This is a genomic window from Roseateles sp. P5_B10, assembly GCF_056400485.1.
In genome coordinates, this window is sequence record NZ_JBFULE010001684.1 from 1 (window position 1) to 556 (window position 556).

A 556-nucleotide genomic window follows, 5' to 3' on the forward strand; every position below is an offset into this window, starting at 1 on the left:
GGCCTGGAATGATCGCGAGGATGTGGATGTTGCCGTCGCCGATATGGCCGTGCATCACGATGCGGGCGTCGGGCCGATAGGCAGCGATGCGCTTCTCCGCCTGCGTGACGAACGTTGCCTGCTGCGACAAGGGTACGGCGCTATCGTGCGAGATGACGTAACCGGCCTTCTTGCTGCCTTCCGACACGCTGTGGCGGATCTTCCAGAACGCTGCGGCCTGCGTCTCGCTCGAAGCTACCAGCGCATCGGTGACCAGCTCGCGCTCATAGGCGTTGCTGAGCAACGCTTCGAGTGCTGCATTCAGATCCACCGACACCAGCGTATCGACGAGTTCGATCAGCACATACCACGGCGTATCCAGCTCGAACGGGATGTTCACCAGCGGCAGGTTCTCGGCGATCACCTCGATCTGGCCGCGCGACATGACCTCGAAGGCGCCGATGCGGTCACCGAGTTCAGTACGTGCCTGAGCGAGCAGGTCGAGCACCGCGTCAATGCTGTTCAGCTTGACGAAGGACACTGCCCTCGCCCGTGGCTTCGGAAACAGCTTCAGCAC

Annotated in this window: 1 protein-coding gene; it reads right to left on the bottom strand. The window is 62.1% G+C overall.

Translation table 11 applies throughout. From position 1 onward, the window contains the following. Nucleotides 1-520 (bottom strand): FAD-binding oxidoreductase (locus AC1DU6_RS35325; protein ID WP_477863238.1); only part of this gene is annotated, 520 nt, incomplete at its 3' end. Nucleotides 521-556: the final 36 nt, after the last annotated feature.